We start from the raw sequence: 24,903 nt of genomic DNA on the forward strand, positions 1-24,903 counted from the left end.
GTTCAGACCCGTGCGGTGTCGCGGCGGAACCGCCACATCGCGCCGGCGGAGAAGACCGCGGTCCAGATGGCGACGTTGAGGACGGCCTGCCACACGTCGCCGCTGTGGGTGAGCGGGTAGCGGGCCAGTTCGCCGACGCCGTAGACCGGGGTGAACTTGGCGATCGTGGCGAAGGTGCTGCCGAGCTGGTCGGCCGGGACGAACAGGCCGCCGGCGAAGGACAGGATGGCGAGGACCGGGCCGAGGATCTGCATCACGTTCTCGCTGGGCAGCAGGTAGCCCATGAACAGGCCGAACGCGGCGAAGACGAGCGCGCACGCCCAGGACAGCAGGGCGCAGCCGATCCAGGCGCCGGCCGGCAGGTCCGCTCCGGCGAGCGCGCCGACCACGTTGACGACGGCCACCGACACGGCGCCGATCACCATCGCGATGACGATCTTGATGGCGACGTACGCGGCGGGTTTGAGCGGGGTGAGCCGCAGCTGCCGGCTCCATCCGGCGGCCCGTTCGATCGACACCATCGCGCCGCCCGAGGTGGTGGCCAGCATCGCGCCGTAGACGGCCATGCTGACCAGCACGTATCCGGTGACGTTGCCGTCGCCGACGCGTTCGGTCTGGTAGTCGGCGCTGGTGCCGAAGAGCAGGAAGAACGCGGCCGGCAGCACGAGCGTGAAGATGACCGTGCGCTTGTTGCGCAGGAGCCGGCGCAGTTCGAGGCCGATCATCCCGAGGCTGAATCCGCCGAGACGGGGGAGGGTGGTGGCGGTCATGCGGCGTCCTCGGCGGTGAGGGCGAGGAACGCGTCCTCGAGGTTGCGGGAGGTGATCTCCAGGTCCCGGGCGTCGGTCCGGGTGAGCAGGTGCCGGGCGATCGCGTCGGAGTCGCGCCCGGACAGGTAGACGGTGTCGCCGCGGACCTCGGACGACTCGACACCGGGCACCTGCGCCCAGTCGACGAGCGAGGCGCCGGCCATGGTGGCGCGCACGGTGCGGCCGGCGGCGAGGGCTTTCACCTCGGCCGCGGTGCCGTCGGCGACGATCTTGCCGCGGCGTACGAGGACGATGCGGTCGGCGTACGCGTCGGCCTCCTCCAGGTAGTGGGTGGCGAAGATGATGGTGCGCCCGCCGGCCGCGTCCTCCCGGATGGCGTCCCAGAACTCGCGGCGCCCACCGACGTCCATGCCTGTCGTCGGCTCGTCGAGGATGAGCAGGTCGGGGTCGGGCAGCAGGGCCATCGCGAAGCGCAGCCGCTGCTGCTGGCCGCCGGAGCACTTGCCGACGAGCCGGCCGCCGATGTCGGCGATCCCGGCCCGGTCGAGCGCGGCGGCGACCGCCGAGCGGGGTTTGCCGAAGAGCACGGCGGTGAGCCGTACCGTCTCCTCGACGGTGTAGTCCTTGAGCAGTCCACCTGTCTGCATGACCGCGGAGATCCGGCCGAGCGCGACCGCGTCCTGCGGCGGCAGCCCGTAGACCTTCGCGGTTCCGCTGGTCGGCCTGGACAGCCCGAGCAGCATGTCGACCGTCGTCGTCTTGCCGGCGCCGTTCGGGCCGAGCAGGGCGACCACCTCTCCGGGGCGGATGCGCAGGTCGATTCCGTCCACGGCGGTGACCGTGCCGAATCTCTTGACCACGCCGTCCAGATCCACGGCCGGCTGCCCCGTACCGGTGGCCGCGGTATCGCTTGAAGCGGTGAGCGTCATAGCGAAATCGTCGCCGTCGACAGGTGCCGGCTCCCCCGCCGTCCGTCACGTTCCGCCCATGACAAACGTCATTGTATCTGTTAGAAATATCTGGCAGATACAAGGAGGTTGGATGGCACGGTCGAGTCAGACCCAGATGGCGGTGCTCGGCGGGTTGAGCATCGAGCCGATGACGGCCTATGCGCTGCGGGAGGCGATCCGTGACGTGCTCGGGCACTTCTGGAGCGAGAGCTTCGGCCAGATCTACCCGACGCTGCAGGTCCTCGAGGAGGAGGGCCACGTCCGGCGCCGGGAGGGCCCCCGGGCACGGTCGTCGGTCTTCGAGATCACCGCTTCCGGCACCGCCCGGCTGATCGAGCTGCTCACCGAGCCGATCCGGGACACTCCGCCACGCGACGGCCTGCTGCTGCGGCTCTTCTTCGGCCGCACCCTGGGCCGCGAGCGATGCCGCGGGTTGCTCCAGGCGGCGCGCGACCGGGCCGTTCAGAACCTTCATGAGTACGAGGCACTGCACGCCCAGTTGTCCGCGGCGGAGGGCGACACCCCCGACTGGCCGTTCATCGAGGTGACCATCCGCGCCGGCATCCACCACTCCCGGGCCACGATCGCCTGGGCCGACGAGTCCCTGGCCGCGATGTCACCCGAGGAGCCGCGGTCATGACCGGCCGCGCCCGTCTCAACTTCATCATCTTCGCCCTGACCGTCGCCGGGACCGGCTGGCTCGGTGTCGCCGTCGACCGGGCGGCCGGCGTCGAGACCGCCACCGGCACGGCGACCAGCAGTGGCAGTGGCACGACGGGCATGTTGTTCTTCCTGCTCGGGCCGCTGGTGGCCGTACCCGTGCTGCGTTTTCTGTCTCGTGACGGTGGTGGATCGCTCGGCCTTTCGCCGCGGGCCGGACTCGGCTGGTTCGCCTTCGCCGCGGTCTTCTATCCGCTGGTGACCGCGATCTCGATCGGGCTGGGCGTGGCAACCGGCTACGTCACGGTGACCGACCGGACCGGTCTGTTCGGCGCGGCCGCCGCGGTCTTCGCCGTCCAGTTGATCAAGAATCCGATCGAGGAGCTGGTGTTCCGCGGTTACGGCACCCGGACCGCCCTGGCGATGGGCCTGCGCGGCCGGCTCGTGCCGCATCTGCTGGCCGGCGCGGTGTGGGGGCTGTGGCACGTGCCGCTCTATCTGGTGTGGACGTCGGCGGCCGACATGGCGCTGGTGACGACGTTGCCGATGCCCCTGTTCCTGCTGCTGACGATGGCCGGGACGATGGCGGCGTCGGTGCTCTACGGCGAGATGCGGGCCCGGACCGGCTCGATCTGGCCGGGGGTGCTGATGCACAGCTTCTGCAACGCGCTCGCGACGCCGCTGATGGTCGGCGGCTACCTGACCTTCGAGGGGCACAGCGACGCGGTCTTCTCGCCGGTCGCCGGCTCGGTCGTGCTGATCGTGCTGACCGCCGCCGCGGGGTGCGCGCTGGTGTTTGCGAAGGGGCCGGCGACCGTCCGGCCGCCGGCCCCTCTGGAGCAGGTCAGCTGAGCGTCTGGATCACGTTTCCGGTGAGCAGCCCCTGGTAGTAGGTGCCGCCCGGGTAGTAGGTCGCGGTGGTCGTGCCGGCCACCGCGTCCAGCGCCCAGTTGATCGCGAAGGTCTGCAGCGCGGTGACGTTCGCCGCCTTCGACGTGCCGCCGAGCAGGGTGCAGAGCCAGTTGGTGGTGGCGCCCTCGGCGTCACAGTGCGAGCCGGTGACCAGCCGCACCCCGAGGAACGGCCGGTCGATCCGGTTGACCAGCTCCACCGTGCCGCTGGCCTGGCCGTTGGACGCGTACGGCGGTGACGAGATCGCGGTGATCGGCAGCGAGGTGCCGGCCAGCCCGGTCAGCGCGTCCGCCATGTTGGTGCCGGACGGCGACTTCACCGGGTCGAGCAGCTGGAGGTACTTCAGGTTCGCGAAGGCGGCCGGGAACGTGGTGCGCAGCCGGTTCGCGATGTAGGTGACCGCGTCGCCGCCGGCCGAGTGCCCGGCCAGCACGTACTTGGCGGGCAGGGTGCTGCCGGCCCGGCCCGCGGTGGCAGCGGCCGCCGCGTAGCTGGTGGCGAGCTGCCTCGTCGAGGTGCCGGCCTCGCCGATCCAGGCGGTCACGTTGTTCAGGAACGCGGTGTTGTCGCCCTGGTTGCTGACCGTGCACCCACTGGAGTTGGTGGACGGCAGGGTCGGGGTGAAGACCAGGAACCCGGCGGCCTGGTATTTGCGGGCCAGCGCGGCCACGTTGCTGTTCGACCGGGAGAAGCCGTGCTGGAGGAAGACCAGGGCCTTCGGGCTGGTGGTGTCGGGGAAGAACCAGTCGGCGTCCTGGGTGTAGGTGGACGTGCCGCACAGGACGGTGATGTCGCCGTCGACCTCGGCGGTCGCGGCCCGCGCGGTGGCCGGGGTGGCGGCGAGGACTGCTGTGGACATCACGAGCGCCGCGACGACGCGGCGCAGGGACAGGGACACGGGACCTCCAGTGGTCAGCCGTAACACTCTCCGAAACAGTGTTTCCATTAGCAATCATCGATGACATGCTGTCAAGCGACGGGCACGAAAAAGCCCGGCCCCGCACAGATGCGAGGCCGGGCCGGTTGTGCTGCGGAAACTCAGTCGTCGTAGCCGGGCACGGTCAGCGGGTGACGCTCCTCGTCACGCGCAGCAATGCCGGCCATCGAGCGCACGTACTGCCGCCGGGTGATCTCACCGTCCATGAGCTGAGCGCAGAGCACTCCTTCGAGGCTCTCCGGGGCGAACAGCGCCTCCGGAACGGCCAGCGGCTCCGCCTCGGCAGAAGCGTCCGCACGCACCCCACGCACCGCGAGCACGCAGGCGGCGGCCAGGACCAGGATGAGCAGGGACAGGATCAGCATCGCCACCGCCTTGTCGGGTCGTCGCGGGGCGTTCGTGCCCCGCCTGACAGAGAGAACGGATCACAGGGCGTGTCGGTTCGACGTTTTCTGTCACTGACCGCAACGAAGTTCCGGGCCTCCGACCGCTATGACACGACACGATCGAGGTACACGGTATGCCCGGATTTTACGAATTCTCGCTATCTTGCCTTGGTGCCCGGAAAGAGTGCTGTATCCCGTCTGCCGGATTACCACGGCTTCAGCCGGCTCGCCGGTGACGCCGAACCCGCCCCGGAAGGCGACGACTACCGGGTCCGGTTGCGTCCGCTGTCGCGTCGCCGCCCGATCCGCTCGGTGCTGATCGCGGCGTTCGCGTTCGCCTTCGAAGCCACCTTCTTCGGGTGGCTGCTCTCCTCGGTCGAGCTGCCCGACCGGCGGATGCAGACCGGGCTGTTCCTGGCCACCGCGTTCATGATCGGCGCGATCGCCCTGATCGAGCTGTTCCGTCTGGTCAACGTGGTGACCCTGTGCCTGGCCACGCTCCAGGCCCGCGATCCGGTGCCGGTGCCGCCGGACGAGCGGCTGCGCGTGGCGTTCCTGACCACGATCGTCCCCGGCAAGGAGCCGATCGAGATGGTCGAGAAGACGCTGCGGGCCGCCATGCGGATCCGGCACTCCGGCCGGTTCGACGTGTGGCTGCTCGACGAGGGCGACGACCCCGAGGTCAAGCGGATGTGCCGGCGGGTGGGCGCGTACCACTTCACCCGCAAGGGCGCGCCGGACTGGAACACCCCGTCCGGCGCGTTCAAGGCGAAGACCAAGCACGGCAACTACAACTCGTGGATGGATCGGCACGGCAGCCGGTACGACGTGTTCGTCTCGGTCGACCCGGACCACGTGCCGCTGCCGAACTTCTGCGAGCGGCTCCTCGGCTACTTCCGGGACCCGGACGTGGCCTTCGTGATCGGCCCGCAGATCTACGGCAACTACGACAACGTGATCACCCGCTGGGCCGAGTCGCAGCAGTACCTGTTCCACTCGCTGCTCCAGCGGGCCGGCAACCGGCTCGGCATCCCGATGCTGGTCGGCACCAACAACGCGGTACGCATCGAGGCGCTCCGGTCGATCGGCGGCCTCCAGGACTCGATCACCGAGGACATGGCCACCAGCCTCGCCCAGCACGCCCGCCGCAACCCGGCGACCGGCCGCCGCTGGCGGTCCGTCTACACGCCTGACGTGCTGGCCGTCGGTGAGGGACCGTCCTCGTGGACCGACTACTTCAGCCAGCAGCACCGCTGGTCCCGGGGCACCGACGAGGTGTTCGTGGCCGGGTTCGCCCGGATGGTCCGGCGGCTCGGGTTCCTGCGGACCGTGCACTACTCGCTGCTCATGGCGTACTACCCGCTGACCGCCCTGGCCTGGCTGCTCGGCGCGGCCACCGCGGCCCTGCACGTGCTGCTCGGCGTGCAGGGGGTCCAGGTGCCGCAGCAGGTCTGGCTGATGCTGTACGTGGACGCCGCCCTCTTCCAGGTCGGCCTCTACCTGTGGAACCGGCGGCACAACGTCAGCCCGCACGAGGCAGCCGGTTCGTCGGGGCTGGCCGGCATGCTGCTGTCCACCCTGTGCGCGCCGATCTACGTCACCTCGTTCGTGCAGGCCGTGCTCCGGCGGCGGGCCGGTTTCGTGGTGACGCCGAAGGGTGACTCGGCCAGCCCGGACCGGCTGCTCACCTTCCGTACCCATCTGCGGTGGGCGGTCTTCTACGCCGCCCTGCTGGCGGTGGCCGCGGTGACCGGCCACGCGCACGGGTTCATGTGGCTGTGGCCTTCGCTCAACCTGGCCCTCTGCCTGACCCCGCCGGCGATCTGGGCGCTGCAGGCGCTCGGCCGCACTCCCCCACAAGCCGTCACCGAAGACGACAAGGAACCGATAGTCATGGAAATCGCGGCATGAGTACGCGACGACGTCCCACCATCGCGCGCCGGCTGGTCACCATGGCGGTGTCGCTGCCTCTGATGGCGGCGGTGGCCGTGGTGAACAAGCCGATCGTGGTGTTCGCCGCCGAGCGGTTCCACGAGTTCAGCATCAACCGGCTCTCCTACAAGCAGCAGTTCGGCCACTGGTCGCTGCTCGGCGTGCCGGCGAAGTTCCGGATCAACGCCATCCACGCGGCCCTGCTGCGTACCGGAAAGGTGCTGATCGTCGCCGGGTCCGGCAACAACCGGGAGAACTTCGACGCCGGCACGTTCCGGACGATCCTGTGGGATCCGCGCACCGACGACTTCAAGGACGTCCCGACCCCGACCGACCTGTTCTGCGGCGGACACACGTTCCTGCCGAACGGCAATCTGCTGGTCGCCGGCGGCACCAAGTCGTACGAGGTGCTGGAAGCCGACATCAAGCACGCGGCCGGCGTCATGAAGATCAAGAACGAGTCGCCGGACAACGGCTCGCGCACCTTCCCGAAGGGCACCCGGTTGCTCGGCGGCAACGGCCGCGCCTACCTGACCCGGGCCGAGGTGACCGTGCCGGCCGCGGCCAAGATGTCGCACGGCGGCCAGACGATGGTGCACGCCGGCGAGACCGAGGTGTGGGTGGACGCGGCCGACGAGGGCGACGCCCCAATCGTCGAGCAACCGGCCCAGTACGCGATCGCCGGCCTGACCGGCGCCGACACCCGCAACCTGTACGGCATCGCCGACAAGATCACCCGCGAGAAGCAGGAGTACGGCGGCGACCGGACCTCCTACGAGTTCGACCCGGTCGCCGAGCGCTATGTCCGCACCGGCGACATGACCGAGCACCGCTGGTACCCGACCCTGTCGACGATGCCGAACGGCGACGTCCTGGCGGTGTCCGGACTGGACGAGTTCGGCCGGATGCTGCCCGGTGTCAACGAGCGCTACAAGGTGGCCCAGCGCCGGTGGGTGGCCGCGCCCGAGTTGCAGCGGGTCTTCCCCACCTATCCGGCGCTGTTCCTCACCCAGGACGAGCGGTTGTTCTTCTCCGGCTCGAACGCCGGCTACGGCTCGGACACCGAGGGCCGTACCCCCGGGTTGTGGGACGTCGAGAAGAACAAGTTCCAGATCGTGCCCGGCCTGGAGGACCCGGGGATGACCGAGACCAGCGCGTCGGTGCTGCTGCCGCCGGCCCAGGACCAGAAAGTGATGATCCTGGGTGGTGGCGAGGTCGGCGACTCGCCGGTCTCCACCGCCCGGACCGCGATCGCCGACCTCGGCGAGAAACAGCCGCGCTACCGGCCGGGACCCGACCTGCCCGCGCCGGCCCGATACCTGAGCACCGTGGTGCTGCCCGACGACACCGTGTTCACCACCGGCGGCTCGTCCGGGTACCGGGGTGGGCCGTACCAGGGGAGGAACCGCAGCGACCTGCTCGCCGCGCACCTCTACGACCCGCGTCGGGAGATGTTCCACGAGGCGGCCGCGCCGACGGTGGGCCGCAACTACCACTCCGAGGCGCTGCTGCTGCCGGACGGGCGGGTGGTCACCCTGGGCAGCGACCCGATCTACGACACCACCGGGACGAATCCGGGGAAGTTCGAGCAGCGGATCGAGATCTACAGTCCGCCGTACCTGTTCCGGGGCGAGCAGCCGGTCGTCGGCGGCGGGCCGCGGACCGTCAAGCGCGGGCGCACCGCCGCCTACGCGACGGCGGACGCCGACCGGATCACCGGGGCCCGGCTGGTCCGGCCCAGCGCGGTCACCCACGGCACCGACGTCGATCAACGGTCGATCGAGCTGGGGGTACGGCGGACCCCCGGCGGTGTGACGGTGACCGTCCCGGACGAGCCCGGCCTGGTCCCGTCCGGCTGGTACATGCTGTTCCTGACCGACGGCCAGGGCCTGCCCTCGAAGGCACGCTGGGTGCGCGTCGCCTGAAAGAGGTCCGGCCGGCCGTCGGGTTCAGCAGCCGGGTTTCAGTTGGTGGCCAGCCCCAGCGCGTACTCGGGCCACCACTGACCGGCCGGCGGGGCATCGGGGGTGCACGCCCCGTCGGACTCACCGGGCCGTTTCACCCACAGGTACGCGTCCACCCGGGGTGTGCCGGTGTCCTCGGTCGGCGCCGGCCCGAGCGCACGCCCCGGCGGGTTGCACCAGTGCCCGTCCGAGCCGGGCCCGCCGTCCGGGGCCGGCCCGTTGCCGTTGCGGCTGGTGTCGATGACGAACGGCTTCCCGCCTAGGCGGTCGGAGATGGCCGTACCGTAGGCGATGTTGTCCTCGGTGGTCTTGAAATTGGCCACGTTGAGGCTGAACCCGTCGGCGTCGTGCACCCCGGCCTCCTCCAGCGCCGCGGCCACCCGGTCGGTGTCCTTGATCCAGCCGGGGTTGCCGGCGTCCAGGTAGACCCGTGCGCCGGAGCCTCGCTTGAACGTCTCGATCGCCTCGCGCAGCAGGGTGAGCCGCTCCTGCGCGGCCGGCCCGGAGACGCACTCGTCCAGCACGTGCGGGACCGCGTCCGGTTCCAGGACGACGATCACCGGCCGCCCGCTGACCACCTCGGCGAGGCCGTTGATCCAGGTCCGGTAGGCCGCGGCGTCGGGCGCGCCGCCACCCGAGTGGCCGCCGCAGTCCCGTTCCGGCACCCAGTAGGGCACCAGCACCGCGGTGCGCCCGGCGGTCCCGGCCGCGGTGATCAGCCGGCGGGCCCGGTCCAGGTAGCCGGGTTTGCCGTCGGCGAACCAGACCGCGTTCGGCTCGTCGGCGATCCGGCGCAGCGCTTCCGCGTCCGCTGTGCGTCCCTGCGCCTGCCAGGCTCTGACCTGCTTGACCGCCGGCGCTTCCGGCTCCACGTAGAACACGCCGGAATCGGTCGGCGACGGCGAGGCCGGCGGGGCCGGGGCGGGCCCGGGCGGAGCGGAGGTGCAGCCGCCCAGAACGGCGATCGTCACCAGGCAACCGAGTACGGGAAGGCTTCTCATCCGGACGAACGGTACCGACCGCGCATACCCGATCGAGCCTCAGCGCACCGAGCGTGCCACCGCAATCGCCTCTTCGAGTGTCGGAATTCCCTCCAACCGGTAGGTGACGGTTCCGGTCGTCCAGATCAGGGTCGGCCCGGCCAGCCGGGCGGTCTCGGTCCGTTCCACCCCGTCGCGGCCGACGTAGGTCACCGGATGCGGGCCGGGCAGCCAGGCCGCGCCGGTGCTGCCGGGCAGTTCGACGAAACGGGCGTCCGGGGCGGTCTTGAAGAACGTGGTGTCCAGCTGTCCGTCGAACTCGTCCAGCCGCACCGCGCCACCCCGGTAGATCAGCGTCACCACGCGCGGGCGGCCGTCCCGGTCCGGATCGGAGCGCTGGATCTCGTCCGGTTCGCCCAGTCCGGCCGGGACGCCCACCGGGAATCCGGCGTCGGCGGTCGCCGTCGGCAGCGGGCTCGGCGTGGCCGGCAGGGTCTGGCGGGGCGGCTCACGGCGTACCTCCACACCGGCGATCCGCAGCAGGTCGCCGACCACCTCGACCACCGCGGCCCGGGCCGGCGCGACCGCCGCGACCGCCGCGATCAGCGCGGCCGCCACCGCCGTCACCCACCACCGGGCGCGACGCGGCCTCGGCGCGGGCGTCGCGAGGCGCTCCCGCACCGCGTTTCGCAGATCGATCTCCGGCGGTACGGCCAGACGGGCCCCGAGCTCACGCAACTCGGCGATCAGGTCCTCATGGTCAGGCACCGGTCACCCCCTGCGGCATCCGGTCCCGCAGCCGGGCCAGCGCCCGCGCGGTCCGTGACTTGACGGTCCCCTTCGGCAGCCCGAGCGTGACCGCGGTCTCCGCCTCGGACAGGTCGAGCAGGTAGCGGCAGAGCAGCACCTCACGATCCCGGTCGTCGAGGACGCGCAACTGCTCGATCAGCAGCCTGCGCCGTTCGCCGGCCATCGCCGACTCGGCCGGGTCGGGCTCGAACCGCAGCGGGTCCTCGCGGACCGCGGCACGCAGCCACAGCCCCTCCCGCCGGCGCCGGGACCGCACCAGGTTCCTGGTCTCGTTCGCCACGATGGCCAGCAGCCACGACTTGAACCCGGCGTCGCCCCGGAACCGGCCCAGCTGCCGGTACGCCTTCACGAACGCCTCCTGCACCACGTCGTCCGCGTCCGCGCCGGCGCCCAGCAGGGTGGCTGCACGTTGTGCGGGCGCGGTGAACCGGGCCACCAGAACCCCGTACGCGTCCAGGTCGCCGTCCCGGGCCCGGGCCACCACGGCCGCCTCGTCGATGTCGATGTCCGCTCCCCCTCCGCCGACACCCTAGAGACACCGCCCGATCCTTGCCGGTTCCCGGAACCTCGACCGGCCGGGCGGTGTCACCCCGGTATGACGACTCGCCGGAACCTTCTGCTGCTCGCCGGATCGGCTCTCGTGCTCGGGGGCTGCCGGGAGAACACCACCGCCTCCGCCGCCACCGCGCCGGACGTGCTGCTGGCCGACTCCGACCGCGGGCTGCTGCGCCTCGCGCCCGGCGGGGAGCAGGTGCTCGGCCCGGCCGCGGCCACGTTCGACGGCAGCTACCTGTACGCGGCCCGGCCCGGCGGGCTGGACCAGGTCGATCCGGCGAGCGGGGCGGCGCTGCGGAACACGGCGCTGGGCGACGGCTGGATCCCGCGGGTCGTCTCCGCAGACGGCCGGGCGTGCGCGCTGAGCCGGACGGGGGCCTCCGACCGGCCTGCCGCGCGCGCCCGGACCCGGCTGCTGATCACCGGGCCGGGCGGGACGTCCGAACGGGACCTGGCCGGAGTGATCGAACCCGACGCGTTCACCTCCGACGGCAGCGGCCTGTTCGTGCTGGAGTGGCTGCCCGCGACGGCGCCCGACCACTACCGGGTGCGGCTGCTCGACCTGGCCACCGGCGCGGTGCAGCCACTGAACACCAGGGACAAGACGCCGGTGCCGCCGGGCGCCGAGGAGGAGATGCGCGGTGACGGGCGGCAGGCGGTGCTGTCCGCCGACCGGACCATGCTGTTCACGCTCTACACCCACCAGCCCGGCCATCGGCACACCCGCGACCTGCTGTCCGGCCGGCCGGGGAACGCGCACGCCTTCGTCCACGTGCTGCATCTGATCGAGCGGTGGGCGTACTGCCTCGATCTTCCGCATCCGTTCGGCGAGGGACCGGCCGCCGGACACGCCCTCGCCGCGGATGGCCGCACCCTGTTCGTCGCCGACCTGAACTCGGGGAAGCTCGCCTACGCGAGCCCGTCGGCGCTGTCGATCGAACGGGTGGTGGACGTGCCGCCGGTGGCCGGTTCGGCGGCCGCGCTGGCGCTCACCGCGGACAACCGGATCCTGGTCGGGGCGGGCGGGGTCACCGTGCTGGACCGTACCTCGGGGCGGGCGGGCGGCCGGTGGGAGCTGCCGGGCCCGGTGCGCGGGCTGGCCCTGAGCCGGGACGGCCGGCGCGTCTACGCGGGCGGGACCGGCCGGGTGACCTGGCTGGACGCATCCACCGGCGTGCGCTCCGGCGAGGTGGCGGTGCCCGGCCTGACCGCCTTACGCCACGTCGTGTGAGCGCCTCAGGACGTCCAGCACGAACCACTCGTCCTCGTGGTGCACGACGTGCTCCAGCCCGGCGGTGGCCAGCAGCTCGGCGTGCGCGTTGAAGCCGTCGTAGCTGCCGCCGTTCTCCCGGTCGCGGAAGTGCACCGAGACCAGGTCGCCGCCCGGCTCCAGCCGGTCGGTCAGCCCGTCCAGGGTGGCCCGCAGGTCGGCGCCGGACAGGTAGTAGAGCAGGTCGCCGATGACCACCAGGTCGAAGACGCCGTCCGGCAGGTCGGCCGGCAGCTCGGCCCGCTCGACCCGCACGTTGGGCAGGTCGGCGGTGTTCTGCCGGGCCAGCTCGACGGCCTCCGGGACGCTGTCGGTGGTGAGCACCTCGTCGCAGCGCCCGGCGAGCAGCCGGCTGAGCGTGCCGACCGACGCGCCCGGCTCGTAGCAGCGGCGGTACCGTTCGCGCGGCAGGCTGGCCACGGTGACGGCGAACTTGCGGCGGTCGTGCCACTTGGTGGCGACGTCCCACGGGTCGTCCTTGGCCTCGTAGAGCCCGATGAAGTGGTCCAGGGAGACGGAGGTCCCGGGCGGTACGGCGTCGCCTGCTGCTCGTGTCACTCCGGAATTGTGCCCTCGTCCGGCGTCTCGCTCACGATCAGGGTGCCCACGCCCTTCTCGGCCACCAGGTCGATGCCGCCGTCGCCGCTGCCCGCGGTGAACCGGCTGCCCTTGTTCACGCCCTGCCGCCGGTCGCCGTAGAGATCGACCACGCCGGCGCCCTCGTCCAGGACAGCCTGGACCGGGACCCGGCCGCCGGTGCTGACCTGCCAGTCCCGGACGCCTCCGGTCATCGAGATCGGCACCACCGCGTCCTGCCGGGGCAGGGCCAGGACGATCTCGGCCGCGCCACCGATCAGGTCGACCCGGCCGACCTTCGCCCCGGTCAGATCGATCACGGCGGTACGGACCCCGCCGCTCATCCGGAACGACCAGGTGACGTCCGCGCTGAGCAGCACGTTCACCTCGGCGGTTCCGGGGTCGGTGCTGTCCTTGACGAAGATCCGTACCGTGCCGTCCTGCTCCTCGGTCCGGGTGGTGATGCCGCTGCCGATCGGGCTGCTCACCCGGTACCAGTTGTCGCCGGTGTCGCCGATCCGCACGTCGAGGGCGGTGGTGCCGTCGGCGAGTTCCAGGGTGGCCGACTCGGGCGCCGGCGTGACGGGCGCGCTGGTCTCGATGGAGACCGGTGGCTGCCCGGCTGGGGCCTCGCCGGGGGCGGTCTCGGTCGGGACGGTCAGCACCGGCCCGGCGGTCGGCTCGGTGGGCCGGGTGGCGTAGAACGCGAGCCCGGCGGCGGCCAGCACCACGGCCGCCAGCACCAGGACCGGCTTGCGGGAGGCGCGGCGGGTCCGGGTCTCGGCGAGGTGGAGCTCCACGGTGGGCCGCTGCGAGGCGCGGGGCATCCAGGCCGGATCGGTGCGGACGGCCTCGGCGCCCTCCGGCTCGTAGTGGTCGGCGGGCGGCCCGGTCTTGTGCGGCGCGTCCGGCCAGAACTCGGAGATGTCGGGCAGGTTCGGCACGGCGTCGGGGCTCGTGATGACGAGCTCGATGACCCCCGGCTCGTTGTCGGCCGGGCTGTCGGTGTCAAAGACGGCAGAACTGTCCACGTTGCTCTCCTCGAAGCGCACGGCAGGACTCCACGGCGGTGGTACGTACGTGAGGCCCGTTCGGTTCGATTGGAGCGCTCCCAACAAATTGGGACATCGTTACCTCTTGCCCTCAGATGCCCCGAGCGTGTAGATCCTTATCGAATCCTTAAGTGATTCTGTGTGAACGATCCCCCACGGAAGCGAAATTGATGCCGGAAGACGACGCCCGTAACGGTCTGCGGGTCGGCGGCTGGATTCCGCCCTATTCACCGGGCGGCAATCCCGCCGGACCGATCCGGCCCACCGCACACCCCCACGCCAATGCCCCCCACTACCGCGACTCCTTCCCCCGCCTGCGCGGCGAGGGGACGATGCGGCCCCGCCTCGTCCTCGCCGCCGCCCTCTGTCTCGCCTGCGCGGCCACCGCGGCGATAGCCGTGATCCTGGACGCCTCGCGAAAACCCGAGCCGGTCGCCGCGGAATTCGAGTACCCGGCCCTGCCCGGTCAGGCCCTGCCCGGCTTCCCACCGGCCCTGGGCTCGGCAGACGTCGGTGATGTGCCGGTCAGCGTGCAGCCGTCACCCACCGACACGACGGTGCCCCCCACCCACACCCGCCGCTATTCGCCGCCACCGGCGACCTCCCCCGTGGCGACCCGAACCACCACGAAACCCCCCACGACGACCAAGCCGACGACAGCGGCCCCGGTCCGGCTGAACGTCGGTTCGACGGTCGGGCTGGCGGCGGCGGACCGCCCCGGAGAGCGCGTCCGGCACCGCAACTACCGGGGCCGGCTGGACACGATCAGCGCGTCGAGCAGCGCCGGGGAACGCGCCGACGCGGCCTTCCGGGTGCGTACCGGACTGGGTGACGACGACTGCGTCTCACTCGAATCTGTAAACTTTCCCGGGTATTATCTGCGTCATCGAAATTTCGAAATACGGCTAGACAGGAACGACGGCTCCGCGCTATTCCGGCAGGACGCGACTTTCTGTCCCGTGACGATTCGGCAGGGCGCCGCACTGGCGCTCCGGTCGACGAATTATCCGCGTCACTACGTGGTCGCCGACGACGACTGGCTGAAGATCGTCGAGACCACCGCGGCGAGGGCCACGGCCTTCACGCCGCGGTCCGCGCTCTGACCGACCCCGGCCGGCCCATCCGGCCGGGGTCGGTCGGAGTTCTCAGCTGTTCCGGATGACTGTCACACCGCGGGCCGGAAGGATCCCGGCGCCCGGCAGGGCGCCGAGGTCCACCGGCTCGTCGGTCCGGTTGATCAGGAACCAGTGGTCCCCGCGGACCGCCAGCTCGACCCGGCCGCCCAGCTCGGCGGGGAGCTCACGGCTCACCCCGGCCGGCCCGAGCAGGCCCGGCAGCACAGCGGCGAGCCCGTCCGGGCCGAGACGGGTGGAGACGTACGCCGCCGACCCGTCACCCACCGTCCGCCTGGTGACCGCCGCCCGTTCCGCCTGCTCCCCGGTCTTGTAGCGGGCCAGCACCTCGACGCCGTCGCCGGTCACGTCGATCCGGTCGGTCCAGATGGTCCCGGTCGTGCCGTTGTCCAGCTCGACGCTCTCGTGGTCGAGCAGCGGACCGAACTCCTCGATCCGGATGCCCAGCAGCTCACGCAACGCCCCCGGGTAGCCGCCGAGCCAGACGTGGTCGTTCTCGTCCACGATCCCGGAGAAGTACGTGGTGACCAGGTGCCCGCCGCCGGCCACCCAGTCCCGCAGCCGGTCGGCCAGCGCGGCCGGAACCACGTGCAGGATCGGGGCGATCAGCACCCGGTACTCCTCCAGCGGGCCGCCCACCGGCAGCACGTCCGCGCGGATCCCGGCGTCGAGCAGCGCCGTGTACCAGTCCAGCGCCTCCTGCCGGTAGCGGATCCGGTCGGTCGGGTGCGAGTCGTGCTCGGACACCCACCACGACTCCCAGTCGAAGACGATCCCGACGGCCGCCCGGGTGCGGGCCGAGCCGGCGATGGGCGCCAGCTCGCGCAGCCGCTCCCCCAGCCGGGCCACATCCCGGAAGAGGTCGCTGTCGGTCCCGGCGTGCGGCAGCATCCCGGAGTGGTACTTCTCCGCGCCGGCCCGCGACTGCCGCCACTGGAAGTAGCAGACCGCGTCGGCGCCGTGCGCCACATGGGTCAGCGAGTCCCGGTGCAGCTCACCGGGCTTCTTCGCGACGTTCACCGGCTGCCAGTTGACCGCGCTGGTGGAGTGTTCCATCAGGAACCACGGACGGCCGCCGGCGAGGTTGCCGGTCAGGTTGGCCGAGAACGACAGCTCGTCGCGGTCCTGCGGGCCGGGCAGTACGTAGTGGTCGTTGGAGACGAAGTCGATCTCACCGGCCCAGTCGGCGAAGTTCATCCCCTTCGTCTCGCCCATCACCATGAAGTTCGTGGTGACCGGCACCTCCGGGGTGATCTCGCGGAGCAGGTCCCGCTCGGCCCGCAGGTGCTCCTTGAGCGCGTCCGAGGAGAACCGCTTGAAGTCCAGCTGCTGGGTCGGGTTCGGGTACGAGGCGGCCAGCCGGGGCGGCAGCACCTCCTCGAAGTCGTCGTACCGCTGCGACCAGAAAGCGGTCGCCCACGCCTGGTTGAGCGCTTCGACGGTGCCGTAGCGCGCCCGCAGCCAGACCCGGAAGGCGGCCGCCGCGTCGTCCGAGTAGTCGTAGACGTTGTGGCAGCCCAGCTCGTTGTTGACGTGCCAGGCGACCAGCGCCGGGTGGTCGGCGTAGCGGACGGCCAGCTCCCGGACCAGCCGGAGAGCGTGTTCCCGGAAGACCGGCGAGGTGGGCCGCCAGTGCTGACGGCCGCCCGGCCACAGGGTCTCGCCGGTCCGCGTCACCGGCAGGATCTCCGGGTGCTTCCGGGTCAGCCACGGCGGCGGGGAGGCGGTGGCGGTGGCCAGGTCGACGGCGATGCCACCGGCGTGCAGCAGGTCCATCACCTCGTCCAGCCACGCGAAGTCGTACACGCCGTCGCGAGGTTCGAGCCGCGCCCAGGAGAAGATCGCGAGACTGACCACGGTGACGCCGGCCGCCTGCATGGCCCGTACGTCGTCGTCCCAGACATCACGCGGCCACTGGTCCGGGTTGTAGTCGGCGCCGAACTCCAGGCGGGGCGCCCCGGTACGGCGAAGCCAACTGGGTGGGTGAGGGGTACTCACACGATCTCCTTGGTGGATATCAAGAAGAGGCCCGCGCCCCGTCGACGGCGGCGCGGGCCTCTGCTCGGGGTCACTTGATGGTGAAGCCCTGCTCTTGGCCGTACTTGGCGGACTGCTCGCCCCACGCCTTCAGGCTGTCGGCCAGCGGGGTGGCGGAGACGTACGCCTTGCCGGCGCTGTCGTTGAAGACGCTGTTGGCGTAGACCTGGAACGGCAGGTACGACCAGCCGCTGACCACGTCCTGCGCCGACGCCGCGAGGATCTCGTTGGCCTTCTGGCCGCCGAAGTACGGGAACTCCGTGCCGAGGAACTCGGGCGAGGTGAGGTCCTTGGTGGTCGACGGGAACGCGCCCGCCTTGATCCGCAGGTCCTTGCCCTCTTCCGACGCCGCGTACCTGACGAACGCGTAGGCCAGCGCCTTGTTGGCCGACTTGTCCATGACACCCAGCGAGCTGCCGCCGTTCTCCGCGGTGGCCTTGCCGCCGGCCTCGTACTGCGGCATCGGCGCGGTACGCCACTTGCCACTCGCAGCAGCCGCGCCGGAGGCGAGGTTGCCCGGCATCCACGCGCCGGTGACCAGGCTGGCGATGGTGCCGTCGCCCAGCGCCTTGAACCACTCGTCGCTCCACGGCGGGATCGGCGCGACCAGCTTCTCGGTGATCATCGGCTGCCACATGGCGGTGAACTTGGCCGCGCCCGGGTCGGCGAAGTTGATCGTCACGTCGGTGCCGCTGACCTGGTACGGCTTGCCGCCGGCCTGCCAGATCATGCTGGTGGTGAAGCCGGCGTCACCGGTGTCCCCGGTGATGTAGGCCTTCGGGTCGGCGGTGTGCAGCTTGCGGGCCGCCTCGACGTACTCGGCCCAGGTGGCCGGCACGGCGATGCCGTGCTTGTCGAAGACCTCCTTGTTGTAGAACAGCGCCATCGGCCCGGAGTCGAGCGGCAGCCCGTAGACGCCGCCGTTCGGGGTGACCGCAGCCCACGGGCCCGGCGTGAAGTCGGCCTTCAGCTTGTCGGCGCCGTACCCGCTGAGGTTGGCGAGCGACTTCCCGAGGGCGAACTGAAGCACCGCGAAGTACTCCACCTGCGCGACGTCGGGGCCACCACTGCCGGCCGCGACCGCGTTCTGCAACGCCGTGTAGTGCTTGTCGCCGGACAGGGCGCTGTTCAGTTCGACCTTGACGTTCGGATACTTCTTCTGGAAGCCCGCGACGACGTCCTTGATCGTGCCGTCCCAGGCCCAGACCGTGAGACTGCCGCCCTTCTCGAGCGCGGCGGCGACGTCGGCCTCGGTCCCGGAGGCCGCGGGGGTGTCGGTGGCGCCGCCGTCGCTGCCGGAGCTACAGGCGGCGATCGCCAGCATGGCGGCGGTCGCCGCGGCGGCCACCTTGATGAATCTAGCCATTGTCTCCCTCTCAGATTTTCATTCTTTGACGCTGCCTGCGGCGAGGCCTGACTGCCAGTAGCGCTGCAGGAACAGGAAGGCCGCGAGCAGCGGCAGGATCGTGATGAGTGATCCGGTGATGACGAGGTTGAAGACGGCCTCGCCGCCGACCGTCTGCGCCTGGTCGTTCCAGGAGTTGAGGCCGATGGTGAGGGGATACCAGGACGAGTCCCGCAGCATGATCAGCGGCAGGAAGTAGTTGTTCCAGGTGGCGACCACGGTGAAGAGCAGGACCGTGACGACGCCGGGAGCCAGCAACGGCAGGGAGACCTGGAAGAACGTACGGAACTCGCTCGCGCCGTCGATCCGGGCCGCCTCGAGCATCTCGTCCGGGACCGCCTGCGCGGAGAAGGTCCACATCAGGTAGAGCCCGAACGGCGAGACCAGCGACGGGATGATCACCGACCAGGGCGTGTTGGTGATCCCCAGCTTGCTGAACATGAGGAACGTGGGCACGGCCAGCGCGGTGCCCGGCACGGCGACCGCGCCGATCACGGTGGCGAAGACCGCGCGCTTGCCGACGAAGTCGAACTTGGCCAGCCCGTAGCCGCCGAGAGTGGCCAGCAGGGTCGCACCGCCGGCGCCGGCCACCACGTACAGCAGGGTGTTACCCAGCCAGCGGGTGAAGGCCCCGTCCTGGTACGTGAAGGTCTGCCTGATGTTGTCGAACAGAGCGAACTCGCCGTCGTCGAACCAGAGGCCGAACGAGCTGAGCAGGCCCTCCGGCGTCTTCGTCGCGTTGATCACCAGCCAGAGCAACGGGACCAGGCTGTAGATCGCGAAGAGCGAGGTCAGCAGGGTGAGGAGCACGCTGCGCTGCTTGCCGCGGCGGTAGGGCTTGTGCGGGGCGGGAGCCGTCGTGGTCATCAGTTCTCCCTGGTGCCGCGCAACTGCACGACGTACGCGACGACCATGGTGATGACACCCATGATGATCGCGACCGTGGCGGCGTAGTTGTACTGCTGGCCGGCGAAGGACAGCGTGTAGGCGTACATGTTGGGGGTGTAGTCGGTGGTCAGCACGTTGCGCGCGAGCGGGCGCATGATGGCCGGCTCGTTGAACAACTGGAAGCTGCCGATCACCGAGAAGATGGTGGCGATCACCAGCGCGCCGCGGATGGCCGGCAGCTTGATCGCCCGGATGATCCGAAACGCCCCGGCGCCGTCGATCTCGGCCGACTCGTACAGCGAGGCCGGCACGACACGCAGCGCCGAGTAGAAGATCAGCATGTTGTAGCCGACGAATTCCCAGGTCACGATGTTGCCAATGGAGGCGAGCGCGAGGTTCGCGGACAGCGGCTCGGGGAGCGTGATGTTCAGCGCGTCATTGATGTTGCCGACCAGGCCGAACTGGTTGCTGTACATGAAGCCCCACATGAGCGTGGCGACCACGGCGGGCACCGCGTACGGCATGAAGATCGTGACGCGGAAGAAGGCCTTGCCGTGCAGCCGCCCGCTGTCGATGGCGAGAGCCACCACCAGCGCCAGTCCGAGCATGATCGGCACCTGGATGGCCAGGAACAGCCCGACCCGGGTCACCCCCTGCCAGAGCTGCGGGTCACTCAGTGCGTTGGTGTAGTTCTCCAGGCCCACGAAGCTGGTGCCGCCGACCAGGCGGGTACGGAACACGCTGAGGTACACCGAGTAACCGATCGGTGCGAGAAAGACCAGCGCGAACACCGCCATGAACGGACCGATGAACTGCCACCCGATCCATGAACGCCGGGTCACCAATACCCTCCTCGTGGGATGTTTACGTGAACATGCTCGTCATGTTTACGTAAACATGACTGCCGTATAGTGGCATGGACCACAAATTGAGGTCAAGGTCAAGACCAAGGGAGTGATCGCCATCGAACCGCCCCGGCTCCGTGCCGCCTCGGACGTCCCCGGCGGACGACGCAAGCAGCGCGTCTCCATGGCCGATGTGGCCCGCCTCGCCGGCGTCTCCTCACAGACCGTCTCGCGCGTCGCCAACGGCGCCGCCGGCGTTGTCGAAACCACCCGCGAGCAGGTGCTCGCGGCCATGGGCGAGCTCGGCTACCGGCCCAACAGCGCGGCCCGCTCGCTGCGGTACGGACGGTTCAACACGATCGGCGTCATCCTGTTCGGGCTGTCCTCCACCGGCAACAGCCGCACGGTCGAGGCGATCGCCACCCACGCCGCCGCCGAGGGGTATGCGATCACCCTCATCCCGGTCGGCGCCGCCACCCAGGACAACGTCATGGGAGCGTTCACAAGAATGGGTGAGCTCACCGTCGACGGGGTCATCCTGATCATCGAGGTGCACCTGCTCGACGCGTCGGCCGTCGCCATCCCGCCCGACGTGCACGTGGTCGTCGTCGACTCGGACGCCGGAGACCGATACCCGGTCGTCGACACCGATCAGGCCGACGGGACCGAGCAGGCGGTGCGGCATCTGCTCGCGCTCGGGCACCGTACCGTCTGGCACGTGGCCGGACCGGCCGAATCCTATGCCGCCGAACGCCGCGCCGGCGCCTGGCGCCGCGTCCTCGAAGAGGCCGGCCGGCCGGTGCCCGCGCTCGAACGCGGCGACTGGTCCGCCGACTCCGGCTACCACGCCGGCCTGCGCCTCGCCGCCGACCCGTCGTGCACGGCCATCTTCGCCGCCAACGACCAGATGGCGCTGGGGGTGCTGCGCGCCCTCCACGAACGCGGCCGACGGGTGCCGGCCGACGTCAGCGTGGTCGGTTTCGACGACATCGCCGACGCCGGGTCCTACCTGCCGCCGCTGACCACCGTCCACCAGGACTTCGCCGAGGTGGGGCGGCGCTGCGTGCACGCCCTGCTGCGCCAGATCCACAACGAGCCGGCCGACGCCGGCACCGACCTGGTGGCCACCCGCCTGGTCATCCGCGAGAGCACCGCGCCGGCCGGTGAGACCCTGGGGAGAGACCTCCGACACGAAGGGTGACTCCCATGCCGTCGAAACTCAGCGCCACCGAGATCATCGACCGCGTCCGCACGGGCGCCTCCACCGCGGGCCGCGTCTTCGGTGAACCCATCGAACGCGACGGCGTCACCGTGGTCCCGGTCGCCGTCATCCGCGGAGGCGGCGGAGGAGGCGCCGGCAGCGGAACCCCGGCCGACGCTGACAAGCCCGAGGGCGAGGGTTCCGGCGGCGGGTTCGGTTTCACCGCCCACCCGGCCGGCGTCTACGTCATCCGCGACGGCGACGCCCACTGGCGGCCGGCCCTGAACGTCAACCGGATCATCGCCGGCGGCCAGCTCCTGGCCCTGGCCGCCGTGCTGGTCGCGGGCGCCGTCCTGCGCCGCCGCCGCTGACCGGCTCGGTCACCGCCCCCGCCACCCGACCCTTACTTCCCATCCGGACGCTTCCTTTCCATCCGGGCTCTTCCTTCCTATCCGGGCTCTTCCTTCCCCACGCGGACCTGGATCGCATTCCGGTATCGCGACGACAAGCGCACACGTTCGCCGATCGTGCGATCCGGGCCTCGCCATCACGATGGCCAGCGCACACGGAACCTTGACCGCGTGCGCTGGCCATCGCTGCAACGACGACAGGAGCACACGGTCAGTGACTGTGTGCTCCTGTCGTCGTTACACCCGCCCAGTGAAGATCATCACGACGTGCCGAGCGCGGCCGGGCAGCCCGACCCACCGCCACCGCAATCGCCCGGCGATCCGCAGCAAGACCCATCCAAGATCGAAAAGGGCGGAGACGCCAGCCCCAAGAAATCAGATTGGCATGATCGAGTACTGACACCCGAGAATCGAAACGCGAGAAAATCAAGCACTGATTGTTCCGCCGCAAAAACGCCCGCCGTAGCCGCCAACCAGAAAAGCTTCGCCGCGGGAAGACAAGGCCCACCAGCAGGCATGACATTCGCTGAAGGCTTCCGCAATCGATGCAGCAGAAGGGCGAGGGGAATCCGGATACGGAAGAATCCAGGATGCGCGAAAACCGAACTTCCCTCAGCCGACTCCCATGGAATCCGCAGCCAGCCGCAGGATTAATATAAGACGTCAGTCGATGGGTCGAGCACGGAAACCCACCCCGGAAACGCCGGAGTGTCCGGGCCTGGTCAGGCCCGGACTCGGCTTGTGGCGGGACGTCAGCTGGTTCGCTTGTTGCGGCGGCGCTCGCCGATCTCCCAGGCCAGGATGTACTGGCGGATGGTCCGGGCCAGCTCCTCCTTCGTGTCGAAGGTGAGGATCAGGTGCTGTCCGGGGTCGCCGTGCGGGGCCTCACGGACGTTGTGGACGAGGCCGCTCAGCTTGGCCTCGGCGGTGCCCAGCCAGACCGTCGCCTCGACGCGGTCGCCCTGGGTGAGGGACGTGGCCTCGTCGATCCAGCAGCGCAGGCCGCCCTCACTGATGTCCAGCAGGACACCTTCGGCGGGCTGGCCGCTGACCTCGGCTGCGAGGCGGACGACCGCTCCGGCGCCGCCGCGGACGAATTCGCGGCGGTTGTCGTGGCGGGGTGCGCCGGACGGCGTGAGGATCCAGCGCAGCGGGGCGCTGCCGGAGACCACCACGAGGCGGCAGGGCAGGACCACGCGGGTACGCGGCGGGGCCCAGAAGATCTCGAACTCCTGGCCGGGTTCGAACATCGCGAGGCCGGTGGTCTCGAGGGGCGCGGCGACGCTGAACGTGTCGCCGTCGATGGCCTCCAGCTTCGAGCGGAGGTTCACGCCGTCGCCGAGGACCAGGAAGATCGGGTCGCCGATGGCTGGGAGCTCGACGCCGGCCAATCCTCCAGCGCCTGGAACCGACATCACTCCAGCTGCACCGTTGCTCATCATTCACCTCTCCGGGATGCCCGTTCACCGCTGGTCGGGGTCGGCCTCTCTGATCGGCAGCCGCAGCCCGTACGTGAACATCCCGGCTCGCCGGGACGGCCGTCACACTGTGGCGGCCGCCCCGGACCGGCCGGTCAGGGCCAGGGGTAGAAGACGAGCCGCCAGGCGGCGCCTTCCGCCCGGCAGTAGTAGCCGCTGTAGATCTGGTTGCCGTAGACCGCGTCGTCGCCGGTCTCCTCGCAGGTCTGCGCGGTGGTGTACGTGCCACCGCCGATCACCTTCTGGAACAGCTTGTCGGAGACGTAGTTGCCGACCTTGGCGCCCGCGGTGTTGCCCTGTGTCCCGTCCCAGCTGTAGTGCACGCCCAGGTAGATGCGGCTGCGGGCGTCCTCCTGCGCGGCGGCGCTGAAGCTGGTGAAGGTACGCGTCACCCCGACCGCGTGCGGGTCGTCGGTGCCGCCGGTGAAGGTGACGTTGTCGGTGCCGAAGTAGCGTTCCATGGTCTTCGCCCAGGCGCCGCCGAAGGTGGCGTGCCCGGAGATCCAGGCCGGGAAGGCGGGGCTGAAGTTGACCCCGTTCCGGTCGGCGGACAGCGGCTTCCAGGCGGTGTCGGCGGTGGTGGCCGCGTTGTTGTCGGTGCCGGCCAGCTGGACCGCCGATTCGGGCCGCCACAGGTCGATCGCGGTCAGGTACTTGGCGTCCCAGGCGACCACCGCGGCGTCCGCCATCGCGGCACTGACCAGTGCGAACAGCCGCAGGTTGGCCATCTGGCCGAGGCCCCGGCCGGCCGACACGGCCTGGGTGTGCGCGTAGTGCTGTCCCGGCGGCTTGTAGGTGCCGTCCAGATCGTTGGCCCAGTACCAGGCGATCTGTGTCTGCTCGGCGGTACGTGTCGAACCGGTCGCCCGGCCGAGGCTCTTCACCTCGTTGACCTGGGTGGCATAGGCCGAGCTGGCGAGCAGCGACGGCATGGTCGAGTAGCCACCGGGCAGCGCCGGGCGGAAGTTGTTCAGCTTGTACGACTCACTGAACCGGGAGAACGGCACAACCTGTCCCCAGCCGGGCGTGACAGCGTTGCCGGATCCGGTCGGCCGCCAGTAGCCGGGTTCGTTGACCAGGGTGTACGTGGTGTTCAGACCCGAGCGGTCGGAGTTCGGCGCACGGTTGGCGACCATGTTCTGCCCGGCCTTGACACCGACGCTCTGCCCCTGCTGCTGGGCGGCGTCCACGGCGATGCCGCCCTGCGCCGCGGCCAGGTCACCGGAGAAACCGACGCTCGGGTAGAGGCTGGTCAGCACCGTGTACGCGGCGTAGTCGATGGCCGTCTCGACATCCGGATTCGCCCAGTTCGTGATGGTGTTCGAGCCGGTGTAGTCGATGGCCAGGCAGTTGAAGTCGTCGTACGTACCCGATTGGTAGCAGTTGATGGTGTTGACCGCGTTGAACATGGCGTTGTGCATCATCGCCCCGGATCGCGCCAGCGGCCCGGGCGCGCCGCCGACCGTCCGGTAGGTCTTGAGCAGCACGTTGTTCCAGAAGATGACGTGGTCGCCGATCGGTGCCGCCTGGGCCGGCGTGGCCGTGACCGGTACCAGCGCGATGGCGAGCGCTGCACAGAGCGCTCTTCTGAGCACTTTCCGCATGAAAACCCCCGTTGACGTAGGAAGGTGCGAGGGCATCCTCCGATCCACATGAGACGGATGGGTAACCGTCCGGTCACAATCAGACATGTAGATGTTTAAGATCAACAAGAATCCGGCGAAGAATTTCCGGCAACGGACTGCACAACTC

At 70.3% G+C, this 24,903-nt stretch carries 23 protein-coding genes; 8 read left to right on the forward strand and 15 right to left on the reverse strand.

Features of this window, described 5'->3' with window-relative positions; genetic code table 11:
• Positions 1 to 2: 2 nt before the first annotated feature.
• Both AB0E94_RS43665 and AB0E94_RS43670 read right to left on the reverse strand, forming a co-directional pair.
• A complete protein-coding gene (locus AB0E94_RS43665) occupies positions 3 to 770 on the reverse strand; it encodes an ABC transporter permease (protein ID WP_360339392.1) in 768 nt (255 codons plus the stop codon).
• Positions 767 to 1,699 (reverse strand): ABC transporter ATP-binding protein, encoded by a 933-nt coding sequence (locus tag AB0E94_RS43670; RefSeq protein ID WP_360339395.1) that lies wholly within the window; start codon positions 1,697 to 1,699, stop codon positions 767 to 769. Before AB0E94_RS43670 ends, AB0E94_RS43665 begins: the two co-directional genes overlap by 4 nt.
• 112 nt (positions 1,700 to 1,811) lie before the next feature.
• Between AB0E94_RS43670 and AB0E94_RS43675 the strand changes: the two genes are divergently transcribed.
• Together AB0E94_RS43675 and AB0E94_RS43680 are read left to right on the forward strand one after the other, a co-directional pair.
• On the forward strand, positions 1,812 to 2,360 hold the full coding sequence (locus AB0E94_RS43675) for a PadR family transcriptional regulator (RefSeq protein WP_360339398.1): 549 nt from the start codon (positions 1,812 to 1,814) through the stop codon (positions 2,358 to 2,360).
• Entirely contained in the window at positions 2,357 to 3,232 is an 876-nt protein-coding gene (locus tag AB0E94_RS43680; RefSeq protein WP_360339401.1) for a CPBP family intramembrane glutamic endopeptidase, read from the forward strand. Before AB0E94_RS43675 ends, AB0E94_RS43680 begins: the two co-directional genes overlap by 4 nt.
• Here AB0E94_RS43680 and AB0E94_RS43685 read toward each other — a convergent pair.
• Both AB0E94_RS43685 and AB0E94_RS43690 read right to left on the reverse strand, forming a co-directional pair.
• On the reverse strand, positions 3,225 to 4,190 hold the full coding sequence (locus AB0E94_RS43685; protein WP_360339404.1) for an alpha/beta hydrolase: 966 nt from the start codon (positions 4,188 to 4,190) through the stop codon (positions 3,225 to 3,227). The genes AB0E94_RS43680 and AB0E94_RS43685 overlap by 8 nt on opposite strands.
• Positions 4,191 to 4,330: 140 nt before the next feature.
• On the reverse strand, positions 4,331 to 4,594 hold the full coding sequence (locus tag AB0E94_RS43690) for a hypothetical protein (protein WP_360339407.1): 264 nt from the start codon (positions 4,592 to 4,594) through the stop codon (positions 4,331 to 4,333).
• A 192-nt stretch (positions 4,595 to 4,786) separates the two neighbouring features.
• On the opposite strand from AB0E94_RS43690, the gene AB0E94_RS43695 reads away from it, so the two are divergent.
• A complete protein-coding gene (locus AB0E94_RS43695) occupies positions 4,787 to 6,526 on the forward strand; it encodes a cellulose synthase catalytic subunit (protein ID WP_360339410.1) in 1,740 nt (579 codons plus the stop codon).
• Positions 6,523 to 8,472 (forward strand): galactose oxidase early set domain-containing protein, encoded by a 1,950-nt coding sequence (locus AB0E94_RS43700; protein ID WP_360339413.1) that lies wholly within the window; start codon positions 6,523 to 6,525, stop codon positions 8,470 to 8,472. The genes AB0E94_RS43695 and AB0E94_RS43700 overlap by 4 nt, the downstream gene beginning before the upstream one ends.
• A 38-nt stretch (positions 8,473 to 8,510) precedes the next feature.
• Here AB0E94_RS43700 and AB0E94_RS43705 read toward each other — a convergent pair whose 3' ends face one another.
• The 3 genes from AB0E94_RS43705 to AB0E94_RS43715 are packed head-to-tail and all read right to left on the reverse strand — an operon-like array spanning position 8,511 to position 10,785.
• Positions 8,511 to 9,512 (reverse strand): glycoside hydrolase family 6 protein, encoded by a 1,002-nt coding sequence (locus AB0E94_RS43705; RefSeq protein WP_360339416.1) that lies wholly within the window; start codon positions 9,510 to 9,512, stop codon positions 8,511 to 8,513.
• A gap of 39 nt (positions 9,513 to 9,551) precedes the next feature.
• Positions 9,552 to 10,259: a hypothetical protein gene (locus AB0E94_RS43710; RefSeq protein WP_360339419.1), complete on the reverse strand. Its 708-nt coding sequence runs from the start codon at positions 10,257 to 10,259 to the stop codon at positions 9,552 to 9,554.
• On the reverse strand, positions 10,252 to 10,785 hold the full coding sequence (locus tag AB0E94_RS43715) for a sigma-70 family RNA polymerase sigma factor (RefSeq protein ID WP_360339422.1): 534 nt from the start codon (positions 10,783 to 10,785) through the stop codon (positions 10,252 to 10,254). Before AB0E94_RS43715 ends, AB0E94_RS43710 begins: the two co-directional genes overlap by 8 nt.
• 111 nt (positions 10,786 to 10,896) lie before the next feature.
• Here AB0E94_RS43715 and AB0E94_RS43720 point away from each other — a divergent pair, with 111 nt between their 5' ends.
• A complete protein-coding gene (locus AB0E94_RS43720; protein WP_360339425.1) occupies positions 10,897 to 12,087 on the forward strand; it encodes a hypothetical protein in 1,191 nt (396 codons plus the stop codon).
• Here the strand turns inward: AB0E94_RS43720 and AB0E94_RS43725 are convergent.
• The gene (locus AB0E94_RS43725) at positions 12,070 to 12,684 is read right to left on the reverse strand and encodes a class I SAM-dependent methyltransferase (RefSeq protein ID WP_360339428.1); all 615 of its coding nucleotides are present in this window, start codon (positions 12,682 to 12,684) and stop codon (positions 12,070 to 12,072) included. The genes AB0E94_RS43720 and AB0E94_RS43725 overlap by 18 nt on opposite strands.
• Positions 12,681 to 13,733, reverse strand: a complete 1,053-nt coding sequence (locus AB0E94_RS43730) for a hypothetical protein (protein WP_360339431.1) — start codon at positions 13,731 to 13,733, stop codon at positions 12,681 to 12,683. Before AB0E94_RS43730 ends, AB0E94_RS43725 begins: the two co-directional genes overlap by 4 nt.
• A 191-nt stretch (positions 13,734 to 13,924) precedes the next feature.
• Here AB0E94_RS43730 and AB0E94_RS43735 point away from each other — a divergent pair, with 191 nt between their 5' ends.
• A complete protein-coding gene (locus tag AB0E94_RS43735; RefSeq protein ID WP_360339434.1) occupies positions 13,925 to 14,857 on the forward strand; it encodes an AbfB domain-containing protein in 933 nt (310 codons plus the stop codon).
• Positions 14,858 to 14,899: 42 nt separating this feature from the next.
• Here AB0E94_RS43735 and AB0E94_RS43740 read toward each other — a convergent pair whose 3' ends face one another.
• From AB0E94_RS43740 to AB0E94_RS43755, 4 genes are all read right to left on the reverse strand, one after another.
• A complete protein-coding gene (locus AB0E94_RS43740) occupies positions 14,900 to 16,885 on the reverse strand; it encodes a beta-galactosidase (protein ID WP_360339437.1) in 1,986 nt (661 codons plus the stop codon).
• A gap of 70 nt (positions 16,886 to 16,955) precedes the next feature.
• The gene (locus AB0E94_RS43745; protein ID WP_360339440.1) at positions 16,956 to 18,290 is read right to left on the reverse strand and encodes a sugar ABC transporter substrate-binding protein; all 1,335 of its coding nucleotides are present in this window, start codon (positions 18,288 to 18,290) and stop codon (positions 16,956 to 16,958) included.
• 18 nt (positions 18,291 to 18,308) lie between these two features.
• On the reverse strand, positions 18,309 to 19,196 hold the full coding sequence (locus AB0E94_RS43750; protein ID WP_360339443.1) for a carbohydrate ABC transporter permease: 888 nt from the start codon (positions 19,194 to 19,196) through the stop codon (positions 18,309 to 18,311).
• Positions 19,196 to 20,059 (reverse strand): sugar ABC transporter permease, encoded by an 864-nt coding sequence (locus AB0E94_RS43755; protein ID WP_360339446.1) that lies wholly within the window; start codon positions 20,057 to 20,059, stop codon positions 19,196 to 19,198. Before AB0E94_RS43755 ends, AB0E94_RS43750 begins: the two co-directional genes overlap by 1 nt.
• Positions 20,060 to 20,171: 112 nt before the next feature.
• Here AB0E94_RS43755 and AB0E94_RS43760 point away from each other — a divergent pair, with 112 nt between their 5' ends.
• Together AB0E94_RS43760 and AB0E94_RS43765 are read left to right on the forward strand one after the other, a co-directional pair.
• Positions 20,172 to 21,263, forward strand: a complete 1,092-nt coding sequence (locus AB0E94_RS43760) for a LacI family DNA-binding transcriptional regulator (protein ID WP_360339449.1) — start codon at positions 20,172 to 20,174, stop codon at positions 21,261 to 21,263.
• A 5-nt stretch (positions 21,264 to 21,268) separates the two neighbouring features.
• The gene (locus AB0E94_RS43765) at positions 21,269 to 21,634 is read left to right on the forward strand and encodes a spore germination protein GerW family protein (RefSeq protein ID WP_360339452.1); all 366 of its coding nucleotides are present in this window, start codon (positions 21,269 to 21,271) and stop codon (positions 21,632 to 21,634) included.
• 791 nt (positions 21,635 to 22,425) lie between these two features.
• Here AB0E94_RS43765 and AB0E94_RS43770 read toward each other — a convergent pair.
• Entirely contained in the window at positions 22,426 to 23,112 is a 687-nt protein-coding gene (locus tag AB0E94_RS43770) for a PilZ domain-containing protein (RefSeq protein WP_360339455.1), read from the reverse strand.
• A gap of 134 nt (positions 23,113 to 23,246) precedes the next feature.
• Positions 23,247 to 24,755: a vanadium-dependent haloperoxidase gene (locus AB0E94_RS43775; RefSeq protein ID WP_360339458.1), complete on the reverse strand. Its 1,509-nt coding sequence runs from the start codon at positions 24,753 to 24,755 to the stop codon at positions 23,247 to 23,249.
• Positions 24,756 to 24,903: the final 148 nt, after the last annotated feature.

Origin of the sequence: Actinoplanes sp. NPDC026670 (genome assembly GCF_040638175.1) — a bacterium.
Lineage (GTDB): Bacteria > Actinomycetota > Actinomycetes > Mycobacteriales > Micromonosporaceae > Actinoplanes.